The organism is uncultured Corynebacterium sp., assembly GCF_937999985.1.
Taxonomy (GTDB): Bacteria; Actinomycetota; Actinomycetes; order Mycobacteriales; family Mycobacteriaceae; genus Corynebacterium.
Window position 1 is genome coordinate 1 of record NZ_CALLDG010000186.1, and the last position, 5738, is coordinate 5738.

Sequence of the window (5738 nt, forward strand, 5' to 3'; positions counted from 1 at the left end):
CGGGTTTAGTTCTTCCGCCAGGGCTTGAGTTATCGAACTATGGCTGATCTTGAAGCCGAATTTTGGAAGCAGAAGCTGTTACGGCAAAGAATAGAAACTAGGGTGAAAGCCTAGGGGAGGCAAAAACCCGGGGCGCCATCTAAAGAATACTTTTTGCTACAATAGTAGTGAAATGGGTATTTCCTTTCTAAACGTTGACATTGAATGGAAGTCATGATGGAAAAGTATAAACAGCGCTCCCCAGGGAGTTTAAGTGGAAACGGAACAGCTGCTAACAAGTGGACGCGCCTCACACAATCGACGACGAACTTTCTAGCAAGTTTTTTGTTGGTTTTCACCATCACCTCTCCCGCAGCGGCTCAACAAACCCCTGAGGTTCTTTCCGATACGGAGAGCAATAATGCCAACTATGTTGCACCGGATCGTCAGGGGCTTGAGCCGACCGAGCCAGGGTTTGACGATAACACGGTAGATAATGATGCTGGCGCCGACTGGGAGCCGACCGAAAACCCGAAGAGCATGGTCATCCCAGGACAGATGCGCTCAGACCGAGAAACTGTGCCTGCTGGTTTCACAAAAGAGGAAGCCGATCTAGCTGAGATCCAGGAAGCTCAAGAGCAAGCTACTGCGCGTGGTGCCGAGCTGCAGGCTTTCGCAACGGTTGCACCGACGAATTGTCGAACCTACTGGCCGTCCACCTTTAAGGTTTGCGGCGAAATCCGTAAAAAATACGATTCGATGGGGGGACCGAACAGTTTTCTAACGTGGCCAAAGTCTAATGAACTCGGACTTCCAGATGGTGTGGGGCGTCGGAACGAATTCATCAATGGTTTTATTTACTGGCATCCTAGCTTTGGTGCACACCCAGTGACGACACACTTTTCAATCGCATGGGATCGCACGGGTTGGGAACGCGGCGCACTGGGGTACCCCACCACTGATGAGATAGCTTTGCCGGACGGCATCGGTCGTAAGCAGTCTTTCTCGAAAGGGCACATCTACGGGTCTCTTGCTGGACTTGGAACTATCAAAGGCGCAATCTACGACAAGTGGATGTCCATTGGGGCGGAAAAGGGGGTGTTGGGCTATCCAATAACTGATGAAACCGCCACACCGGATGGAGTTGGCCGATTTAATCGGTTTACTGGTGGAATGATGTACTGGCACCCACAACACGGAGCACATAGTGTCAGAGGGTCAATCCTGGACAAATGGGCCAGGCAGGGGTATGAGAGAGGAGCGAGCGGGTACCCTGTCGGGGACCCAAAGGACGACGATACATTCAGAATCACCCAGCACTTCCAACGGGGGAGCTTGTCTGGATACGAAACACCCATTCCTGAGCTCGCCGAAGCTCTGGATCTGAGCGAAAAAGAGACGGACGAACTATACACACAACTCAGTGAAGACTTTCGCCGTCACCAGATTCCTTTGCACGAAGGGTTTGAAGATGCTTACCAGCGTGCCAAAGAGTCTCTAGAGTTCACAGCCTTCGGATACAGCCCAGTTCCGTCCCAGACGAATCCCTACGCAACAAATCGCGCGTCGGTTCCTGGAACAGGTTGTGATGAGGCCGATTTCAAAGCGCCAGGAAACGAGCGAACTAATCGGGGTGATGTTTTCTACTCAAAAGCAGTAAGGGCTAAAGTGATTAACCATGGACACAATGGAATTTTCGTAAGCCAAGGAAATGCTGATCCGCGGAGAGTGTCTACCGTCGAAGCGGTGGGACCCGGTCAAGGAGTGCAGCTATTGCGAGGTGGGGAACGATTAGGTGTCTGCCAGCCTACTTACCTTTCTGTCAAAACAGACAATGCTACTAGAAATAAGGCTGCTAGCTGGGCCGAGGGTAAAATTGGAAAGGGTTATAACAAAAACTTTGCACTCACGAGGATAGGGTATCTAGACAGAGACTCATATAATTGTTCTCAACTCGTTTGGGCTGCTTATAAGCATGCCTCAGGTGGCGGCTTAGACATAGGCGAAAGATACCCCTACGAGCGATATCAGGCAGGGGTATACCCTATGGACATCCTTCTCTCGCACAGAACAAGAGCGTTCAGCTAATGAGTAAGCGTAACGCTATTCTGATCCTACTGACACTAATCTTAGTGGCGGGGTCGTTTATGTTGTGGAAATATATTCCAGCGACCCCAAAAATCACGGAATCTGGATCAGAAGAAGCTCAATACATAGGAATTTCAACCGAAACAAACGGACCTCTGACGCCAACCGATAGAAACAATATTTTCTGGACTTCGGAATCAGGTGAAGGTGGCGTATATTACTCCACAGTGCCCGTATATTTCCCATCGCTCCTTAGGGTAGGTAATGGCTTCGCCTCTCCCGATAAGGATTCAATCATCCTAGTAGATCAAGATCTCCACGAAAAAAGAAGCTTCCCGGTGCCTGGACTAGGTACAGGTACGCAAAGTGCTTCAGCAAATTCACGTAACTATATGCATGGAGTTTTCTTATTCAATACGGGCGACTCCACCTCTTCCAATTCTAGAAAAGTGGTCGCAGTGAGTTCAGATGGGGCGCGGAGTATAGACCGCGAGAATTACCTAAGCGCGCTTACGGCCTGCAATAATGGAACCATAAAATGGATTGAATTCTTTCCTTGGAATAAGGAAGCTATAGACGGTAAGGGTGTGGCACAAATAGTTACCTGGACTCCTGGCGGAGAAATTGAGACTTCCGATATTATTTGGGACTTTCAATACGAGCCAGGTCACGAGAATCAGCTAGCATGCGACTCGTCTTCCCATATAATCATCAGTGAAGATAACGACGGAAAGCCAGTGTCGCTTCTTTTGAAAAGTCTAGGTGAAAAGACAGAAGTTGAGAGCAAGGTTGATCTTCCGGAAATCCCGCCGCCTGCAATGGCAAGGTTCTCTAAGGTTATTCAAGGTACTCTGTATTCCTTAGATAAAGATAATGCGTTAACTGCTGTCGATATCCGAACAGGAAGTATCAAATACAGAGAAACGCTTGATGTTAAAGGCCCTTCGCCAGTCTCCGTAACTTTCGATAAAGATATAGCCTATCTGGTTGTTCGTCCAGATCGCTTTGAAAACAAACAAGCTGTATTGCCTGTGGACTTAAAGAATCCACAGTGCGTCGGGGAGGTGGTTCCTCTTATGGGGTATGACGAGACTTCTCAAAAATCTAGACTGGAAAGACTGGGAAACTCTTTTATGGTAGCTACAAGCGTACTCCCTATAGATGTAGATAGAAAACCTATTTGCCGGTAGGTGCTGTTTAGGCTGAGCGCTATTTGAAATAGCGTGGTTTTTGTGTCGTTTAAGGTTGATTGGAAGGCCTGGGCTTAGGCAGGCCCGCCCAGGAAACATCACAGAACCAATTTCTGTTGGTTCTCCCGGCTAGTCATCCCAGCTGGGATTAGTGATTCCCTCCTGGTTGGCACGGTGTTCCACCAGCGAAAGCAGGTAATCCTGTGCTCCCTGGTACGCCTCGGCAAAACGCTCGTCGTCCACGTACATCTGTGCCAGAATCAGCTGCCGCGAGGTCGTAACCTCGTACCACTGGTTAATCGTGGCGCGGTGCCGCTCCACGAGGGCTTGTGCTTCCTCGCTATCGGGGGCGACGCCACCATCTCGGGCAGCCACCAGATCCGCCACGAAGCGGTCGTGGTTGGCCTTAACCTCCTGGAAGTCGCCATCAGTCATAGAGGCCAGCTTTTCTTGAGACTGCTGGTATTCCGGGGAATCGCCCCAACGTTCTCGAGCTTCCTCCTGGTAAACCGGCATCTTCTCGCCGAAGTACTGCTTGATCTTGTCCATTTGTTCCATGGTGTGTCCTTCCGCTCGGGTTGTTGTTATCAAATCCTCGACCGCACGCAATTGGCTCTCCACCTCGTCGCGCTTGCGCGCCAAGGCTTCCCGGTGGGAGCGGAGAGCGCGGTCAAGGGCAGCGTCGGAAGGCGCTTCAATCAGGTCGGGGATCTCCGCCAGCTTGAAGCCCATGTTCCGGTACAGCACAATGGCCGCGCCGATGCGCAGATCTTCCTCGGTATAGAGGCGGTAATCGCCCAAGGTGCGCCACTGTGGGCTGAGTAGCCCAATGGAATCCCAGTGGCGCAGAGCTTTGGGCGTCACACCCAAAAAATCTGCAGCATCACCAATCGTGTATTCGGTCATGGGCTACATCCTTTCGGTTGCCGCAACGGCAAGGTCAAGTGGCAAGGTCAAGCGGAGAGTCCAAGCGGTGGAGCGGAAAAACGTGAAGTTGTTATGAATTCATTTTCAGGAAACCTTGCGCTTACCTGCTAGCGATAGCTTGTAGTGGTTCAATTCTCGCAGAAAAAGGAGCACCCTCACCTTGTCTTACACATCGTCTTCGAACTCGCAGCAGCCGGAAGGCCGGAAAAAGTCCAAGCAGTTTAATATGAACCGCCGTAACTTCCTGGCGGGAACTGGAGCGTTGGGCGTCACCGCTGCACTTGCACCGGCAGCACAGGCACAGGCGTGGAACTCGTCGGCAGGCTCGCTGGCCGGCTCCAGCTTCGGCCCGGGGCGCGGAAACGGCGGTAACGGTAACGACGGCAACGGCGGCGACAACAACGGCGGCGCAGACATGCCACTGAAGTTCAACGGCGACGGCAAGTTCAAGATCGTCCAATTCAACGACACTCAAGACGATCACCTCACTGATCGCCGCACCATCGAGTTCATGGGCAAGGTGTTGGACCAGGAGAAGCCGGACTTCGCGCTGATCAACGGTGACGTGATCTCCTCTGGCCCCAAGACCACCGAACAGGCCTTTCAGGCAATGAACAACGTGGTGCTGCCGATGGAATCCCGCCAGATCCCATGGGCCATCACCTTCGGCAACCACGACGAAGACTCCATGGAGGACGGCACCCAAGCCGACGAGATCGCGCTGCTGAACTTCGTGCGCAAGTACAAGTACAACCTCAACGTCGCGGACGACCCGATCCACGGTGAATCCAATGTTTCGCTGCTGGTTCAGGGCAACGCAAACCCGGATCCGGCATTCGCCATCTGGCTTCTGGATTCCGGTAACTACATCGGCGAGGAGCTGGCAGGGCAGGAGACCAAGGAGATCCCCGGCTACGACTACATCCACAGCGACCAGATCCAGTGGTACCGCGATACCTCCCGGGGATACGAAGAGCGCTACGGCAAGAAGATCCCTGGCCTGATGTACTTCCACATCCCGACCTACGAGCACCGTGACATGTGGTTCGGCGGCCCGTACAACAACGACCTCATCAAGCACGGCCAAGCCAAGAAGCGCCACGGCATCGATGGCGTGAAGAACGAGGACGTCTACGTCGGCGCCTTCAACCCCGGCATCTACTCCGCCGTCCGCGAGCGAGGCGACGTCCTGGGTATCTACTGCGGCCACGACCACATCAATACCTTCAACGGCAACTACTTCGGGGTAGAGCTGGGCTACTGCCCGGGCACCGGCTTCGGCCCCTACGGGCTTAATGACGGCACCTGGTCCATGCACACCCTGCGCGGCGCCCGCGTATTCGAGCTGGACGAGGCCGACGAGCGCGTCTACAAGTCCACCCGCCTTGTCTTCGCCAAGGAGCTGGGGCTGGACATGAACCCGAAGAAGCAGCCGCTGGAAAAGCCGGCCGACCTTCCGGAGTACGTGTCCTTCAAGTAGCGCGCCGCCGGGTTCTGTGCCGCCGAGTTGTGCGCCGCCGGGCAACGCTGCGCGCCGGTGGTTTCGGTGCAGCC

The 5738-nt window shown here is 53.3% G+C and carries 4 protein-coding genes; 3 read left to right on the top strand and 1 reads right to left on the bottom strand.

Annotated elements, in window-relative coordinates:
* The first annotated feature begins 204 nt into the window (after positions 1–204).
* On the top strand, positions 205–2067 hold the full coding sequence (locus Q0331_RS08880; protein WP_298076006.1) for a hypothetical protein: 1863 nt from the start codon (positions 205–207) through the stop codon (positions 2065–2067).
* Positions 2067–3257, top strand: a complete 1191-nt coding sequence (locus Q0331_RS08885; protein WP_298076007.1) for a hypothetical protein — start codon at positions 2067–2069, stop codon at positions 3255–3257. The genes Q0331_RS08880 and Q0331_RS08885 overlap by 1 nt, the downstream gene beginning before the upstream one ends.
* 129 nt (positions 3258–3386) lie before the next feature.
* On the opposite strand, the gene Q0331_RS08890 is transcribed toward Q0331_RS08885, so the two are convergent.
* Positions 3387–4163 carry a MerR family transcriptional regulator gene (locus tag Q0331_RS08890; protein ID WP_298076008.1) on the bottom strand — a complete coding sequence of 259 codons (777 nt, stop codon included), beginning with the start codon at positions 4161–4163 and terminating at the stop codon, positions 3387–3389.
* 181 nt (positions 4164–4344) lie between these two features.
* On the opposite strand from Q0331_RS08890, the gene Q0331_RS08895 reads away from it, so the two are divergent.
* The gene (locus Q0331_RS08895) at positions 4345–5664 is read left to right on the top strand and encodes a metallophosphoesterase family protein (protein ID WP_298076009.1); all 1320 of its coding nucleotides are present in this window, start codon (positions 4345–4347) and stop codon (positions 5662–5664) included.
* Positions 5665–5738 lie beyond the last annotated feature (74 nt).